The sequence below is a fragment of the Roseateles puraquae genome (assembly GCF_002205845.1).
Classification (GTDB): Bacteria; Pseudomonadota; Gammaproteobacteria; order Burkholderiales; family Burkholderiaceae_C; genus Pelomonas; species Pelomonas puraquae.
In genome coordinates this window covers 214,673-230,159 of sequence record NZ_NISI01000010.1, presented here as the reverse complement: position 1 = coordinate 230,159, position 15,487 = coordinate 214,673, and the positions used below count along the sequence as shown (strand labels likewise).

The 15,487-nt window shown below is 69.8% G+C and carries 12 protein-coding genes; 6 read left to right on the top strand and 6 right to left on the bottom strand.

The window, feature by feature from the left end; genetic code table 11:
• Nucleotides 1-58: 58 nt before the first annotated feature.
• Nucleotides 59-529: a bacterioferritin gene (gene bfr, locus CDO81_RS21250; protein ID WP_088485237.1), complete on the top strand. Its 471-nt coding sequence runs from the start codon at nucleotides 59-61 to the stop codon at nucleotides 527-529.
• Between the two features lie 32 nt (nucleotides 530-561).
• Here the strand turns inward: bfr and CDO81_RS21245 are convergent, their stop codons facing one another.
• A complete protein-coding gene (locus CDO81_RS21245) occupies nucleotides 562-1,047 on the bottom strand; it encodes a cyanophycin metabolism-associated DUF1854 family protein (RefSeq protein WP_088485236.1) in 486 nt (161 codons plus the stop codon).
• The gene (locus CDO81_RS21240) at nucleotides 1,044-3,293 is read right to left on the bottom strand and encodes a cyanophycin metabolism-associated ABC transporter (RefSeq protein WP_088485295.1); all 2,250 of its coding nucleotides are present in this window, start codon (nucleotides 3,291-3,293) and stop codon (nucleotides 1,044-1,046) included. The genes CDO81_RS21245 and CDO81_RS21240 overlap by 4 nt, the downstream gene beginning before the upstream one ends.
• A 102-nt stretch (nucleotides 3,294-3,395) precedes the next feature.
• Between CDO81_RS21240 and CDO81_RS21235 the strand changes: the two genes are divergently transcribed.
• Complete coding sequence (locus CDO81_RS21235; RefSeq protein ID WP_088485235.1) at nucleotides 3,396-5,570, top strand: cyanophycin synthetase; 2,175 nt, start codon at nucleotides 3,396-3,398, stop codon at nucleotides 5,568-5,570.
• Between the two features lie 22 nt (nucleotides 5,571-5,592).
• Nucleotides 5,593-8,154: a cyanophycin synthetase gene (gene cphA / locus CDO81_RS21230; protein WP_088485234.1), complete on the top strand. Its 2,562-nt coding sequence runs from the start codon at nucleotides 5,593-5,595 to the stop codon at nucleotides 8,152-8,154.
• 33 nt (nucleotides 8,155-8,187) lie between these two features.
• Here cphA and CDO81_RS21225 read toward each other — a convergent pair whose 3' ends face one another.
• On the bottom strand, nucleotides 8,188-8,949 hold the full coding sequence (locus CDO81_RS21225) for a substrate-binding periplasmic protein (protein WP_088485233.1): 762 nt from the start codon (nucleotides 8,947-8,949) through the stop codon (nucleotides 8,188-8,190).
• A 167-nt stretch (nucleotides 8,950-9,116) separates the two neighbouring features.
• Between CDO81_RS21225 and CDO81_RS21220 the strand changes: the two genes are divergently transcribed.
• From CDO81_RS21220 to CDO81_RS21210, 3 genes are all read left to right on the top strand, one after another.
• Nucleotides 9,117-9,602 carry a group I truncated hemoglobin gene (locus tag CDO81_RS21220; RefSeq protein WP_241517088.1) on the top strand — a complete coding sequence of 162 codons (486 nt, stop codon included), beginning with the start codon at nucleotides 9,117-9,119 and terminating at the stop codon, nucleotides 9,600-9,602.
• On the top strand, nucleotides 9,599-10,630 hold the full coding sequence (locus CDO81_RS21215; protein WP_088485231.1) for an MBL fold metallo-hydrolase: 1,032 nt from the start codon (nucleotides 9,599-9,601) through the stop codon (nucleotides 10,628-10,630). Before CDO81_RS21220 ends, CDO81_RS21215 begins: the two co-directional genes overlap by 4 nt.
• A 68-nt stretch (nucleotides 10,631-10,698) precedes the next feature.
• Nucleotides 10,699-12,144 (top strand): ArnT family glycosyltransferase, encoded by a 1,446-nt coding sequence (locus tag CDO81_RS21210; RefSeq protein WP_088485230.1) that lies wholly within the window; start codon nucleotides 10,699-10,701, stop codon nucleotides 12,142-12,144.
• 13 nt (nucleotides 12,145-12,157) lie between these two features.
• Here the strand turns inward: CDO81_RS21210 and CDO81_RS21205 are convergent, their stop codons facing one another.
• From CDO81_RS21205 to pyk, 3 genes are all read right to left on the bottom strand, one after another.
• Entirely contained in the window at nucleotides 12,158-12,949 is a 792-nt protein-coding gene (locus CDO81_RS21205) for a ChbG/HpnK family deacetylase (RefSeq protein ID WP_088485229.1), read from the bottom strand.
• Nucleotides 12,946-13,902, bottom strand: a complete 957-nt coding sequence (locus tag CDO81_RS21200) for a glycosyltransferase family 2 protein (RefSeq protein ID WP_088485228.1) — start codon at nucleotides 13,900-13,902, stop codon at nucleotides 12,946-12,948. The genes CDO81_RS21205 and CDO81_RS21200 overlap by 4 nt, the downstream gene beginning before the upstream one ends.
• A 100-nt stretch (nucleotides 13,903-14,002) precedes the next feature.
• Entirely contained in the window at nucleotides 14,003-15,433 is a 1,431-nt protein-coding gene (gene pyk / locus CDO81_RS21195) for a pyruvate kinase (RefSeq protein ID WP_088485227.1), read from the bottom strand.
• Between the last annotated feature and the right edge of the window lie 54 nt (nucleotides 15,434-15,487).

The window sequence follows — 15,487 nt, the reverse complement described above, 5'->3', positions numbered from 1 at the left end:
GCACAGGGGCTTTCGCTCGCGATACTGCGCGCCAATTTCACATCTGCCGGGAGCGCCCATGAAAGGCGACGCACAAGTCCTCGTCCACCTGAACACCCAGCTCAAGCTTGAGCTGACCGCCATCAACCAGTACTTCCTGCATGCCCGCATGCTCAAGAACTGGGGCCTGATGAGGATGGCCAAGCATGAGTACGAGGAATCGATCGAGGAGATGAAGCACGCCGACAAGCTCATCGAGCGCGTGCTGACCCTGGACGGCCTGCCCAACCTGCAGGACCTCGGCAAGCTGTTGATCGGCGAGACCGCCATCGAGACGATGGAATGCGACCTCAAGATCGAGCAGACCGGCTATGCCCACCTGAAGGAGGCCATCGCCCATTGCGAGAACGTGCGTGACTACGTCTCGCGCGAGCTGTTCGTGGCCATCCTCGAAGACACCGAGGAGCACATCGACTACCTCGAAACCCAGCTCGACCTCGTCAAGAAGGTCGGCGAGCAGAACTACCTGCAGTCCCAGATGGGCGAGTAAGCCCGCCCCCTACGCGCTGCGCGCGTACTGGGTCAGAGGAATCGCTCCAGCAGGCGCTTGGACTGCTTGTCCAGCGCCCAGCGGTCCGGCACCTGCAGCTGCACGCCGTGGGTGGACGTGATCAGCAGCCGGCCTTCTTCCAGCCGGCGGATGTCTTCCTCGCTTTTCAACACGAAGTCGATCTCGCCGCGGTCGGTCTCGATGCGCCAGGTGCTGGGCGTGGCGAAGGTGTTGACCGAGATCAGGCGCTGCAACACCGGATGGAACTCGCGGGCAGCCAGCTCCTGCTGAAGCAGCTGCCGCGGCGCCTCGGGCAGGCCTGACAGCCGCGGCACCCAGGCCAGTTCGTGGCCATGCACACCGACGAGGGAAATGCCCTCGTCCGGCGCCGAGATGGGATGGGCCCGCACCGGTGTGACGCCGGCATGCTCGACGCCGTTCAGGTCAGTCAGCAGCAGGCGGCCCAGCGCGTCCAGGCGCAGTTCGCGGAAGGGCAGGGTGAAGGAAGGCGTGCTCATGCGTTCACCGTGTGCGCGTTCGGGTTGGGGGCGACGACCATCAGGCCGGCGTCATCGGCTTCTTCGGCATCCACGCGCCGCGCCTGCGCCTCCCACAGGCGCCAGTAGTGGCCCTGCTTGGCGATCAGCTCGTCATGCGGCCCCAGCTCGACGATCTCGCCGCGGTCCATCACCACGAGGCGGTCGGCCTTGCGCAGCGTCGACAGGCGGTGGGCGATGGCGATGGTGGTGCGGCCCTTCACGAGGTTGTCCAGCGCCCGCTGGATCTCCTTTTCGGTTTCGGTGTCGACCGCGCTGGTCGCTTCGTCCAGGATCAGGATGGCCGGGTCGATCAACAGTGCACGAGCAATCGAGATGCGCTGGCGCTCGCCGCCCGACAGGCCCTGGCCCCGCTCGCCGACCAGGCTGTCGTAGCCGTGCGGCAGGCGCAGGATGAACTCGTGCGCATGCGCGGCGCGAGCGGCTGCAACGATCTCCTCGCGCGTCGCGTCAGGCTTGCCGTAGGCGATGTTCTCGGCAATGGTGCCGAAGAAGAGGAAAGGCTCCTGCAGCACCAGGCCGATGTGGCGCCGGTAGTCGGCCACCCGGATGCGGCGCAGGTCCACGCCGTCCACCTTGATGCTGCCTTCGGTCACGTCGTAGAAGCGGCAGATCAGGTTCACCAGCGTGCTCTTGCCTGAACCGCTGTGGCCCACCAGGCCCACCATCTCGCCGGGGCGGATGTCGAGGTTCAGGTTGCGCACCACCGAGCGCGAGCCGTAGCGGAAGTTCAGGCCCTGCATGGAGATGGCGCCCTTGGCCTCGGGGAAGGGCTGCGGATTGACCGGGTCGGGCACGTTGGAGACGTGGTCGAGGATGTCGAAGATGCGCTTGGCGCCCGCCGCGGCCTTCTGCGTGACCGACACGATGCGGCTCATCGAATCGAGCCGGCCATAAAAGCGCCCGATGTAGGCCAGGAAGGCGGTCAGCGTGCCCACCGTGATGCTCTGGTGCGCAATCAGCCAGATGCCCACGCCCCAGACCACCAGCAGCCCCATCTCGGTCAGCAGCGCGACCGTGGGCGTGAACAGGCTCCAGGTCTTGTTCAGGCGGTCGTTGACCTGCAGGTTGGCGGCATTGGCAGCCTTGAAGCGGCGGGCCTCGCGGGCCTCCTGCGCGAAAGCCTTCACCACGCGGATGCCGGGGATGGTGTCGGCCAGGATGTTGGTGACCTCGCCCCACACACGGTCGATCTTCTCGAAGCCGGTGCGCAGCCGGTCGCGAACGAGGTGGATCATCCAGGCGATGAAGGGCAGCGGTACGAGGGTCGCCAGCGCCAGGCCGGGGTGGATGTTGAAGAGGATCGTCGAGATCATCAGCAGCATCAGCACGTCGGTGATGAAGTCCAGCGCATGCAGGGAGAGAAACACACTGATGCGGTCGGTCTCCGAGCCGATGCGGGCCATCAGGTCGCCGGTGCGCTTGTTGCCGAAGTACTCCAGCGACAGGCTCAGCAGATGGTCGAACGTGGCGGTGCGCAGGTCCGCCGCGATGCGCTCGGACACCAGGGCCAGCAGATAGGTCTTGGCCCAGCCCAGCACCCATGACAGCAGGGCCGCGCCGAGCAGCCCGCCCAGCAGCATGGCCACCAGCGTGCCGTCGATGGCCTGGCCGTGCTGGAAGGGGATGAGCACCCGGTCCATCAGCGGCATGGTCAGGTAGGGCGACACCAGCGTGGCGCCGATGGAACCCAGCATCAGCGCAAAACCCAGCAGCAGCTGCCCCTGGTAGGGCCGGGCGAAGCGCCACAGCCGCAGCAGCACCCAGGTGCTGGGCGGCGCGCTGGACTCGCCGAAGTCGAAATCCTCGCCCTCCTCCTCGTCCACCCGCACCGGCTCGCCAGCCCGGAGCTGCTGCTCGCGCTCGAAGGTGTCGACGAACCGCACCGCAGCCGGGTTGCAGGCCAGCGTGAAGCGCCAGCGGGCCAGCCGCTGAGTCGTGTCCAGAAGTTCCAGGAAAGCCAGGCCGCCGTGGTCGCTGAGCTTCAGGTGCTGCCCCACGGCCAGGGGGAACTCCCGCCAGGTGGCACCGGCGGGTTCGAAGGCCAGCAAGCGTGAATTCGTCAACGCGATCAAACCAGAGGCAAAACGCCCCTGGGCGTCCAGGTCAACCTCCAGCGTGGCCACGACGTTCTCGCCAGCCAGGAGCCGCCCTTGCAGGGAGGTCAGAAGAGGATGGGGCGCTGTGTCGGGAGGAAGGTCTTGCATCTTGTTGTTCGCGCTGACGGGCGGCCGCAATTCTCCGCCATGAGTTCAGCGCACAATTCCATGAGCTTCGGCCCTGCACAACCCCCTCACTCCACCAGCTCCATGAGCAAGAAGAACGACATCCGCCTGCTGCGCATCAATTACCTGCGCGGGCCCAATATGTGGACCTACCGCCCGGTCCTGGAAGTCTGGCTGGACCTCGGCGAGCTGGAGGACTTCCCGTCCAACCTGCTGCCGGGCTTCAACGACCGCCTGACCACCGCCCTGCCCGCCCTGATCGAACACCACTGCGGCGTTGGCGAGCGCGGAGGCTTCATCGAGCGCCTGCGCGACGGCACCTGGATGGGCCACGTGCTGGAGCACATCGTCATCGAGCTGCTCAACCTGGCCGGCATGCCCACCGGCTTCGGCCAGACACGCTCCACCAGCCAGCGCGGCGTGTACCGCATGGTGTTCCGCGCGAGAGACGAACAGGTGGCGCGGGCGGCGTTGGCGGAGGGTCATGCGTTGATCATGGCCATGATCAACGACGTGGCATTCGACGTGCCCGCCGCCGTGGCCCGGGTGCGCGACAAGCTCGACGACTGCTACCTCGGCCCCTCCACCGCCGCCATCGTGGCCGCGGCCACTGACCGGCGCATCCCGCACATCCGCCTGAACGACGGCAACCTGGTGCAGCTCGGCCACGGCGCGCGCCAGCGCCGCATCTGGACGGCCGAGACCGACATGACCAGCGCGATTGCCGAAGGCATCGCCGGCGACAAGGACCTGACCAAGACCCTGCTCAAGGCCGTGGGCGTGCCCGTGCCCGAGGGCCAGGAGGTCAAGTCGGCCGCCCAGGCCTGGGAAGCCGCGCAGGACATCGGCCTGCCGGTCGTCATCAAGCCCAGCGACGGCAACCACGGCCGCGGCGTCACGCTCGACATCTCCAACGAGGCCGACTGCGAAGCCGCCTTCAAGCTGGCTGACGCCGAAGGCTCCTCGGTGCTCGTGGAGAGCTACATCCGCGGCAACGAGCACCGCGTGCTGGTGGTGGGCGGCCAGGTGGTGGCTGCCGCCCGCGGCGAGGCGGCCTGGGTCCATGGCGACGGCCAGCACACCGTGGCCGAACTGATCGACCTGCAGATCAACACCGACCCGCGCCGTGGCCTCACCGAGGACTTCCCGCTCAACAAGATCGTCCTCGGCGAAGACCCCGTCGTGCTGCTGGATCTGCAGCGACAGGGCTTCACGCCCGAGGCGGTGCCGCCCGCGGGCAAGAGCGTGCTGATCCAGCGCAACGGCAATGTGGCCATCGACTGCACGCCTGAAGTCCATCCGGAAGTGGCCCATGCGGTCTCGCTGGCCGCCCGTACCGTGGGGCTGGACATCGCGGGTGTCGATCTCGTCACCGAAGACATCGGCAAGCCGCTGTCCGAGACGGGGGGTGCCATCGTCGAGGTGAATGCCGGCCCGGGCCTGCTGATGCACCTGAAGCCCGCCGGTGGCGCGCCCCAGCCCGTGGGCCAGGCCATCATCGACCACCTCTTCGCCGAGGACGAGACCGGCCGCATTCCCATCGTCGGCGTGGCCGGCTCACGCGGCGGCCCGCAGATCTCGCGCCTGGTCGCCTGGCTGCTGCACCTGAACGGCCGCCACGTGGGCCTGGCCTGCCGCGACGGCCTGTTCCTGGGCACCCGCCGTGTCGAGAAGAAGAACAGCGCCCGCTGGGACGCGGCCCACCGCCTGCTGATGAACCGCGGCGTGAACGCAGTGGTCGTGGAGAACGATGCCGCCAGCATCCTGCGCGACGGCCTGGCCTATGACCGCGCCTCCGTCGGCGTGGTCACCGACCTCGACGGCATCGACGCCCTGGCCGACTTCGATGTGCAGGATGTGGACCAGCTCTACAAGGTGCTGCGCACCCAGGTCGACGTGGTGCTCAGCGAAGGTGCCAGCGTGCTGAATGCGGCCCACCCGCGGCTCGTGGACATGGCCGAGCTGAGCGACGGCGAAGTGCTGTTCTACGCCGAGGACGGCAGCCTCGACGCCATCCAGCACCACCGCGACCGCGGCGGCCGGGCCGTCTTCCTGCGCGGCGGCGCCGCCGTGCTGGCCCAGGGGCCGGCCGAGACCCCCGGCGCCAACATCGATGCGCTGCTGCGCCGCTTCGGCACGCAAGCGACCGACGCGCCCACCCTGCTGGCCGCCGTCGCCACCGCCTGGGCCCTGGGCATCTCGCCTGAGCTCATCGCCGCCGGCCTGGACACCTTCGTGCCCGAACTCCACCTCGCCTGACGTCAACAGACCCCACCACACCATGGACGTTTCCCGCACCCGCGCCCTGCGCGGCCCGAACATGTGGAGCCGCCACACGGCCATCGAGGCCGTCGTGCATTGCAACGACGCCGAACGCTCGCTCGAACGCCTGCCCGGCTTCGAGGCGCGCCTGCGCCAGCGCTTCCCCACCATCGGCGCCCTGCGCGCCGACGCTTCCCTGGCCCAGGTGCTCGAGCAGGCCACGCTGGCGCTGCAGGCCCAGGCCGGCTGCCCGGTGACCTTCAGCCAGACCCATGTCACGCCCGAAGCCGGCACCTACCAGGTGGTCGTCGAGTACAGCGAGGAAGACGTCGGACGCCTGGCCTTCGAGCAGGCGGTCAAGCTGGTGAGCGCGGCGCTGGACGGCAGCGAGTTCGATGCCGAGCCGGTGCTCGCCCAACTGCGCGAACTCGACGAAGACATCCGGCTGGGCCCCTCCACCGGCTCCATCGTCAACGCGGCCGTGGCGCGGGGCATCCCCTACCGCCGCCTGACGCAGGGCAGCCTGGTGCAGTTCGGCTGGGGCGCCAAGCAGCGCCGCATCTGGGCCGCCGAGGTGGACGCCACCAGCGCGGTCAGCGAGTCCATCGCGCAAGACAAAGACCTCTGCAAGCGCCTGCTGCAGGCGGCCGGCGTGCCGGTGCCCATCGGCCGCCCGGTCGACTCGCCGGACGACGGCTGGGCCGTGGCCCAGGAGATCGGCCTGCCGGTCGTCGTGAAGCCGCAGGACGGCAACCAGGGCAAGGGCGTCACGGTCAACGTGGTCGACCGCGCCCACTTCGACATCGCCTACAAGGCCGCGGACGAGATTGGCCAGGTCATGGTCGAGAAGTTCCTGCCCGGTGGCGACTACCGCCTGCTGGTCATCGGCGACAAGCTCATTGCCGCCGCCCGCCGCGACCCGCCTCACGTCATCGGCGACGGCACGCACACCGTCAAGCAGCTGGTCGACAAGGTCAACAGCGACCCGCGTCGCGGCGATGGCCATGCCACGTCGCTCACCAAGATCCGCTTCGACGACATCGCGGTCGCGCGGCTCACGCAGCAGGGCCTGACGCCCGAATCCATCCCCGAGAAGGGCCAGCGCGTCATCCTGCGCAACAACGCCAACCTGTCCACCGGCGGCACCGCCACCGACGTGACCGACGACGTGCACCCCGAGGTGGCCGCGCGCGCCATTGCGGCGGCCCAGGTCGTGGGCCTGCATGTGTGTGGCGTGGACGTGGTGGCCGAGAGCGTGCTGCGTCCGCTGGAGGAGATCAACGGCGGCATCGTCGAGGTCAACGCCGCTCCGGGCCTGCGCATGCACCTCAGCCCCAGCTTTGGCAAGGGCCGCAACGTGGGCGAGGCCATCATCGGCCACCTGTTCGGCACCGGCACCAAGGCGGAAGACGGCCGCATCCCGGTCGTGGCCGTCACCGGCACCAACGGCAAGACCACGGTCACCCGTCTGATCGCCCACATGTTCGCCAGCTGCGGTCTGAAGGTGGGCATGACCAACACCGACGGCGTCTATGTCGACGGCCGCCAGATCGACAGCGGCGACTGCTCCGGCCCCAAGAGCGCGCGCAACGTGCTGATGCACCCCGACGTGGAAGCCGCCGTGCTGGAGACGGCCCGCGGCGGCATCCTGCGCGAAGGCCTGGGCTTCGACCGCTGCCAGGTGGCCGTGGTCACCAACATCGGCGCGGGCGACCACCTGGGCATGAACTTCCTGCACACCGCGGAAGACATCGTGCTGGTCAAGCGCGTCATCGTGCAGAACGTGGCGCCCAACGGTTACGCGGTGCTGAACGCCGCCGACCCGCTGACCGCGCAGATGGCTGCGGTTTGCCCAGGTCAGGTCATCTACTTCGCCGCCGACCGCCACCATCCGCTGATGGCCACGCACCGCGCCCAGGGCAAGCGCTGCGTCTATGTCGACGGCGACCAGATCGTGGCGGCGCAAGGCGTGTGGCGCGAGAGCATCCCGCTGCGCGACATCCCACTCACGCGCGGCGGCGTCATCGGCTTCCAGGTCGAGAACGCGATGGCCGCGGTGGCCGCGGCCTGGGGCGTGGGTCTGGACTGGGACACCATCCGCCGCGGCGTGGGCAGCTTCGCCAACGACGCCGACAACGCGCCGGGTCGCTTCAACGTGATGGACTACCGCGGCGCCACCGTGATTGCCGACTATGGCCACAACGGCGACGCGATGAAGGCCCTGGTGGACGCCGTGTCGGCCATGCCGGCACAGCGCCGGGTGGTCGTCATCAGCGGCGCGGGCGACCGGCGCGACGAGGACATCCGCATCCAGACCGAGATCCTCGGCGCCGCCTTCGACGACGTCATCCTGTACGAAGACGCCTGCCAGCGCGGCCGCGAGGCGGGTGAAGTGGTGGCTCTGCTGCGCGCCGGCCTGCAAGGCGCCTCGCGCACCAGCTACACCGAAGAGATCGTCGGTGAGTTCCTCGCCATCGACCGGGCGCTCGCCCGCCTGCAACCGGGCGACCTCTGCCTGGTGCTGGTCGACCAGGTGGAGGAAGCCCTGGCCCACCTCGCCCAGCGCATCAGCGAGGGCTGACGTGGCGCGGCGCTGGCAGCGCGCCCGCGGCGTTCAGCGGTAGCGCGCCAGCAGCCGCTGCAGCTCGCCGTCGCTGATCAGGCCCTGGATGGCCGCATTCAGGGCCGTCAGGTTCACTGGGCTGCTGGGCGACAGGGCACACTGGGCCAGCACCTCCGACACCACCAGCGGTGGGTGCAGCGCCAGCTTGAAGTTGCCGATGCGCTGCTGGTACTCCAGCACACGCCGGCCGGTGAGCGCATGCTGCACACGACCTAGCGCGAGCTTTTGCAGGTTGGTCACCGCGTCCGGCGCGTCGTTGCGCATGAAGCCGGCCCGCAGCGTGTCGGCCATCTCGGGATAGACATAGCCCCGCACCGTGCCCACCGGCTGGCCGGCCAGCGCCGACAGCGTTGCCGGCGCGGGCGCCGAGGCCGCAGTGATGAGCAGGGCCTGGTCGGGCAGGAAGGGGCGGCTCCAGGCGAAGGCGCCGGGCAGCCAGTCACTTTGGTAGTCGCACAGCAGGTCCCCCTCGCCGCGCTGCAGCGCCTCGGCCAATCGCTTGCGCGGCACCGGCCGAGCCACCAGTTCACGGCCGAGGCGCCTGGCCAGCGCCTGACCCAGGTCCAGGTGCAGGCCTTCCACGACACGGTCACCCTGGATGCGGGCCTGCGGCATCAGCGCACTGGTCTCCACCAGCATCACCAGCGGCCGCGGCGGTGTGGACTGGGCCATGGCGGAGCCGACAGCGCACAGCCAGGCCAGCACGCAGCCGCCCAGCATCCACCGCCGCCCAACACGCCGCGCGCTGACCATGACCGGATGATGCCCTGCCTGGCATGCCCGACACGCCCGCAAGGCGGCTCACCCGGCGCCAGACTGTGACCAGCGCACGCTTTCGACGCCGGCCGCCGGCCCGCGCGATCCGGCGCAAGCCTAGACTCGCGCGACCCTGTCGCCCTTGCCACGAGATGAAGCCGACCGTGTCATTCACCGCCCTTGCCCTGGCCCTGGGTCTGATGCTGCCGCTGGCCGCGCCCGAGGCGCTCGCCCAGCCCGCACCGGTGTCCGGCCCGCGCACCGTGCAGCCCGGCACCGCCCCGCTGCCGGCCGATGACCGGCTCTACCGGGCGCTCGGCGGGCGCGACAGCATCCAGCGCTTCACCGATGACTTCTACGAGCGCATGCTGCAGGACGCGCGCATTGCCCGGTACTTCGAGGGCGTCAACACCAAGTACCTCAAGCGCACGCTGGCCGATTACTTCTGCGTCGTGGCCGGCGGCCCTTGCGTGTACGACGGGGTCGGCATGAAGGACGCGCATGCCCACCTCGGCATTGACGCCGCCGCCTTCAACGCCTTGGTCGAGAGCCTGCAGCTCGCCATGGACGCCGCGGGCGTGCCCTTCGGCACGCAGAACCAGCTGCTGGCGCGCATGGCGTTCTTCCACCGCGACATCATCACGAAGTGACCCCACCGGCTCACCACCGCGACGGCCGCTTCCAGAACAACGACGGCGACTTCCCCGCCAAGTCGCTCGCCGAGGTCATCCGCTGGCGCTGGCAGGCCAGCCGGCAGGGGCTGCCGCCGCGGCCCCAGGCCCCGATTCCCAGCCAAAAGCCCGACCTCGACTTCATCCACGCCAACACCGGTGCCGCCCAGCAGCCCGCCGTGACCTGGATCGGTCACGCGACCGTGCTGGCCCAGCTCGGCGGCCTGACCCTGCTGACCGACCCCATCTTCTCGACGCGCGCCTCACCCCTGTCATTCATCGGCCCGAAGCGTGAGCAACCGCCGGGCCTGGCCCTGCATGAGCTGCCGACCGTCGATGCGGTGCTGGTGTCGCACAACCACTACGACCACCTGGACCTGCCCTCCTGCCGCGCGCTGGCGGACCAGCCGGGCGGTGGGCCGCTGTTCATCGTGCCCCTGGGCCTGGCCGACTGGTTCCGCCGGCGGGGCCTGCGCCGCGTGGTGGAGCTCGATTGGTGGCAGCACCATCCGCTGGCCGGCGTGGACATCGCCCTGGTGCCCGCCCAGCACTGGTCGGCCCGCGGCCTGAACGACCGCATGAAGACCTTGTGGGGCGGCTTCGCCGTGTTCGCACCCGACTGCCACCTGTTCTTTGCTGGTGACACCGGCTACTCGCGCGACTTCAGCCGCATCCGCGCGCATTTCGCCCACCGCCAGGTCGACGGCGGCTTCGACATCGCGCTGATCCCGATCGGCGCGTACGAGCCGCGCTGGTTCATGAAAGCGCAGCACGTCAATGTGGAAGAGGCCCTGAAGATCCACGCCGACCTCGGCGCGCGGCGCTCCCTCGGCGTGCACTGGGGCACGTTCGAGCTGACCGACGAAGCCCTGGACGAGCCCCCACGCCAACTCGCGCTGCAACGGCCCGGTGCCAGGCTGGCGGAAGACGATTTCTTCACGCTCGCCATTGGCGGCACGCGTCGCCTGCCTTCTCGCCCGAGCCCGGCAGCGACACGCGGCCGCTGACGCCTGAGCGCAAGCTCGGCCCCAGCTTGCCGACATGCCGCGTCATACCCGGCGGCTAGGCTGGCGCCATGCGAATTCCGGACACCTGGCGGCACCGCCTGCCGCCCGCCTGGCCCCTGCTGGCCTTGGCCCTGTGGCTGCTCGCGCTCGCAGGCCTGCGGCCCGTCGCCCTGCCCGACGAGGGCCGCTACGGTGGCGTGGCCTGGGAGATGCTCGACAGCGGCTCGTGGCTCACGCCCACGCTCTTCGGCATGCCCTACTTCCACAAGCCACCGCTCATGTACTGGGTGGACATGCTGGCGATGCAATGGCTCGGCCCCACGCCGCTGGCCCTGCGCGCGGCACCGCTGCTGGGCGGCTGGCTGCTGGGGCTGGCCCTGTGGATCGAGGCGCGCGCCCAAGGGGGTGTGGACGCGGCCCGGCGGGCGCTGGCCTGGCTGGCGGTGCTGCCGCTGTTCTACCTGGGCGCGCAGTACGCCAACCACGACATGCTGGTGGCCGGCTGGATCTCGCTGGCCGTCGTCTGCGCGCGGCAGGCGCTGCGCGGTGAACGGCCTCACCTCGGCTGGCTGTGCGCTGCCTGGGCGTCGATGGCCCTGGCGCTGCTGTCCAAAGGCCTGATCGGGGTCGTGCTGCCCGGCCTGGTGGTGCTGCCCGGGCTCGTGCTGCAGCGGCGCTGGCGTGCGCTGGGTTTCCTGCCGCATCCGCTCGGGCTGGCGGTGTTCGCCGTCATTGCGCTGCCCTGGATGCTGGAGATGCAGCAGCGCTACCCGGGCTTTTTCGACTACTTCATCATCGAGCAGCACTTCCACCGCTACACCGAGGCACGCTTCAACAACGCGCAGCCGCTGTGGTTCTTCCTGGTGGTGCTGCCGCTGGCCACGCTGCCGGCCAGCCTGCGCGCGGTGCGGGCGCTGCGCCAGGGTGGCTTTGCGCTCTGGTGGATCGTGGCCATCGTCGCCTTCTTCTCGCTGCCGCGCTCCAAGCTGGTGGGCTATGTGCTGCCCGCCCTGCTGCCCTGGGCGCTGCTGCTGGCGCGGGCGTGGGTGGGGCAACGCGGCGAGCGCCTGGTCTGGGCCGCATCAGCCCTGCTGTGTGCGCTGGCCGTGCCGGCCATCGCCCACTGGGGGGCGCCCGACCATGCCGATCTGGGCGCCGCGCTGCGCGCCCGCCTGGCGCCCGGCGACACCGTGCTGCTGACCGGCGAGCCCTTCTTCGACCTGCGGCTGCAGGCCGGCCTGAGTCATCCGCCGGCCGTGCTTGCTGACTGGGACGCCGTGCGCCGGCAGGGCGGCGACAACTGGCAGCGCGAGTTGCTGGACGCCGCCCGCTTCGACCCTGCGGCCGGCGAGCGGGTGTTGTGGACGCCCGAGCGCCTGGGCCGCGAGCGTTGCGCCTCTGGCCGGATCTGGCTGGTCGCGCCGCCGGCCGATGCCCTGCCCGGCGCCCAGGCGGTGTTCAGCGGCCGGCGTGCCTCGCTCTACCGGCTGCCGCGGCCCGACAACTGCCCGTGAGGCCCCACCGCGTTCAGCCGAGCACGACGCCGGCAGCCGCCAGGTCCTGCACGAACAGGTCGCTCGCGAGATAGGCGGCTTCTCGCTGGCGTGCTGCGGCGATGGGGTCGCCCGGGTCCGAGCCTCCGAGCGCCGGATGGCAGAACAACAGCGCGCCATCGGGTGCCGTCTGCAACCAGCCCTGCACCAGCGTGCGGTAATCCGCTGCCGGGTCGAAGTCGTACACCCCCACCAGGGCTGAGGGCTGCGGCACGCCCTGCTGCCGCGCGACCCGGGCCAGGACCCGCCCGCCGCACGCGGCGATCACCGCCCGCTTGAACCCGAAACCCGGCCCGAGCACACGCCCGGTGTTGCGCACCGGCCGCTGCCATGGCCGCGCTGCCGCGAGCACCAGGTGCCGCACCCCGGGCAGGGCATGCACATGCTGGTGACCGTCGAGGAAATCCGGAGCAGCACCGCGCACCTCGGCAAACCGGGACAGCTGCGCCTGCACCTCGTCGGCCAGACCGGGCGGCAGCCGGCCGAGCCCGGCCATCGCGAGCAGCGCGCCCAGCCGCGGAAACTGCGGCCAGTGCCGGCGCAGAGCCGGGCTGAGCGGTTCGCCCTCGGTGAGATTCAGGTGCAGCCCGGTGGCGACCTGGGCGCCGCGCAGCGCCCGCGCCGCCGTCGGCCAGCGGCGGGGCGTCACCAGGCAACTCACCGCCGTCAGGCGCCGCTGCTCGGCCAGCGCCAGGATGCCGCGGTCGACTGCCGGCCCCTGGCCGAAGTCATCGGCGCAGACGGCCAGCCGGCGCGCCGCGCTCACGAAGCCGGCCCGGTGTCCTGGGCCACCAGATAAAGCGGCCGCTGCTTCACCTCGTCAAAGATGCGACCCACGTACTCGCCCAGCAGGCCGATGGACAACAACTGCACGCCGCTGAAGAACATCATCCCAACCACCACCGTCGGCCAGCCGGGAATGGGGTGCCCGTACAGCAGGTGCTCCACGACCAGGAACACGCCATAGGCCAGGGCACAGCAGGCCACGACGGCGCCCAGCAGGCTGCTCATGCGCAGCGGCAGGTTGGTGAAGGCGGTCACGCCGTTGAAGGCGAGGTTCAGCAGCCGCGGCAGCGAGAAATGGCTGCGGCCATGCGCCCGCGGCCGCGGCGTGTAAGGAAGGAACTCGGTGCGGTAGCCCACCCAGGCGTACAGGCCCTTCATGAAGCGATTGCGCTCCGGCAGGGCATTGAGCGCCTGCACCACACGACGGTCCAGCAGCCGGAAGTCGCCCGCATCCGGCGGGATGGTCAGGCGCGTGGAGGCGTTGACGAGGCGGTAGAACAGCCGTGTGCCCCAGCGCTTGAGCGGCCCCTCCTCGTCGCGGTTGGCGCGCACGGCGCAGGCCATGTCGGCACCGCGCAGCCAGGCCTCATGCATCTGCGTGACCAGCTCGGGCGCATGCTGGCCATCCGCATCCATCAGCAGCACGCGGTCGGCATCGGCGAGTGCCAGGCCCGCGGTCAGCGCGGCTTCCTTGCCGAAGTTGCGCGACAGGCGCACATAGCGCAGCGGCAGGCCGGCGTCACGCGCCGCCAGAGCCACGGCGCCGGTGTCATCGGTGCTGCCGTCGTCGACCAGCAGCACGCGCCAGTGGGGCGTCAGTGGCGCGAGGGCCTGTCGCAGCTGCGCGAACAGACCCGGCAGGTTGGCCGCCTCGTTGAACGCGGGCAGCACCACATCCAGGCTGGCTTCGGGAAGGCGATCGATCGCAGGCATGCTGGCATTCTGGGAAACCCGAATGACAGGCTGCTTGCCCGCGTCTGTCAGACGCCTGACAAGCCTGGGAGCCGGCCGCCGCGGCGGCGGTCAACCCGCGTCAGGCGACGCGGCAGACCTTGAGCATGTTGGTGCCGCCCGGGTAGCCCATCGGCTCGCCGCAGGTGATGGCATAAGTGTCGCCCGGCATCAGCACGCCGCGCTCGACCAGGATCTTCTCGGCCGCGGCCAGGGCGGCGTCGCGATCGTCGAACTTGGCCATCAGCAGCGGCGTGACATTGCGGTACAGCGCCATCTTGCGCTGGCTGACCGACTGCGTCGTCAGGCCGAAGATCGGCACGTTGATGCGGTGGCGGCTCATCCACAGCGCGGTGGAGCCCGACTCGGTCAGCGCCAGGATGGCCTTGCAACCCAGGTGGTGGGCCGTGAACAGCGCGCCCATCGCGATGGACTGGTCGATGCGGCCGAACTGGCGGCCGGCGAAGTCGGTGTCCAGCGTGACGAACTCCGCCCGCTCGGCCTCCAGCGCGATGTTGGCCATCTGCTCGACGGTCTCGATCGGGAACTTGCCCGCGGCCGTCTCGGCCGACAGCATGACCGCGTCGGTGCCGTCCAGCACCGCGTTGGCCACGTCGCTGACCTCGGCGCGCGTGGGCACCGGGTTGACGATCATCGACTCCATCATCTGCGTGGCCGTGATGGACACCTTGTCCAGCTCGCGGGCCATCTTGATCATGCGCTTTTGCAGCGCCGGCACGGCGGCATTGCCCACTTCCACGGCCAGGTCGCCGCGGGCGACCATGATGCCGTCGGACGCCTTCAGGATGGCCTCCAGGTGCGGGATGGCCTCGTAGCGCTCGATCTTGGCGATCATGGCCGGCTTGTGGCGATAGGGCTCGCCGGCCACATTGGCGAGCTGGCGGGCCATTTCCATGTCGGTCGCGTTCTTGGGGAAGCTCACCGCCAGGTACTCGCACTGGAAGGACATCGCGGTCTTGATGTCTTCCATGTCCTTGCCCGTCAGGGCTGGCGCGGTCAGGCCGCCGCCCTGCTTGTTGATGCCCTTGTTGTTGGACAGCTCGCCGCCGAGCTTCACGATGGTGTGCACCTGCGCGCCGCGCACGGCTTCGACGGTGAGCACCAGCAGGCCGTCGTTGAGCAGCAGGGTGTCGCCGGGCTTCACGTCGCGCGGCAGTTCCTTGTAGTCGAGGCTGGCGATGTCCTGGTTGCCAAGCTCGGTGCGATCGGCATCCAGCACGAACCTGGCACCGGGCACCAGCTCGATCTTGCCGCCTTCGAACTTGCCGACGCGGATCTTGGGGCCCTGCAGGTCGGCCATGATGGCCACCGACTTGCCGACACGGGCTGCGGCCTCGCGCACCATGGTCGCGCGGTCGATGTGGTCCTGCGCCTTGCCGTGGGAGAAGTTCAGTCGCACCACGTCGACCCCGGCGCGGATCATCTGTTCCAGCACCTCCGGCGTGTTGGAAGCGGGGCCGAGGGTGGCGACGATCTTGGTGGCGCGGGTCATGACTTGTCTCAACTTGTAGGGGCGAGGAATTATGAGCCGCCGAGGCGCGCTGGA